Origin of the sequence: Anabaena sp. CA = ATCC 33047 (genome assembly GCF_963870205.1) — a bacterium.
GTDB lineage: Bacteria > Cyanobacteriota > Cyanobacteriia > Cyanobacteriales > Nostocaceae > Trichormus.
On record NZ_CAWMSA010000068.1, the window covers coordinates 138218 to 139182 of the forward strand.

At 45.7% G+C, this 965-nt stretch carries 1 protein-coding gene; it reads right to left on the minus strand.

What is annotated here, in order from left to right:
* A partial coding sequence (locus AACS98_RS20905) for a hypothetical protein (RefSeq protein ID WP_198161170.1) occupies window positions 1-965 on the minus strand: 965 nt, incomplete at both ends.

Here is a 965-nt window from a genome sequence, read left to right on the forward strand (position 1 = left end):
GATGAGGTTGTTGACTTCACTAGCTGTTGTACCGTTGAGTGCTAGACTACCACCACTGAGGGTGAGGTTGTTGACTTCACTGAGAATTGCTCCATCGACTGTAACTGTACCACTACCAGTGATGGAGATTGCCCCTTCTCCTATGAGTGAACCACCTGTAAAGTTATAGTTACCACCGCTAAAAACTAATGATGCTCCATTTTCGGCACGGAACACACCACTACTCATCCCCCCACCTTGTAAGTTGAGTGTGCCTGTTTGGACTTGAATCAAACCTGTGTTATTCAAGGCGGCACCAATAGTAGTCGTGCCTGTACTTGCGGTTTTCTTGAGGATACCGGCATTGTTGAAGATAGGGCGATTACCATACCAATGATAAAAAGAGCGATCGCTTTGAATATCAAATACACCTGTGGCGGTATTATTCCAAATCGCCCCGTTAGCCCCATATATATCTCCACCCGTCCAAGTTACTGTACCTTGAGTTTCGATGGTGCGAGTGTCGATGAATTTGGCGTTACCACTGAGGTTAGCTGTACCTTGGATGATGGTTGTGCCTGTGCCTGATTGCGTTCCCCCACTCCAGTTGAATGTACCGCCTGTTTTGACGGTTAAATTGCCTGTGCCTGTGAGTGTGCCATTGCTGAGAGTAAAGTTTTCGGTTTCGCTATCTTGAATGCCATTGAGTGATAAAGTACCGCCTGTAATAGACAGATTATTGACGGAACTCACAGTTTCATTGAAAGTCAGATTGCCGTTACTGACAGAGAGATGATTGAGATTGCTAACAGTTGCACCCGTGACAGTGACAGTTCCACTACTTACTGTGAGATTGTCTGTAGTTAAAGATCCCCCTGTGATGTTGTAAGTGCCACCACCAAATACTAATGACGCACCGCTATCAACCTCAAAAATACCGCTACTTGTACCACCACCTTGTAAGTTGAGTGTGCCTGTTTGGACTT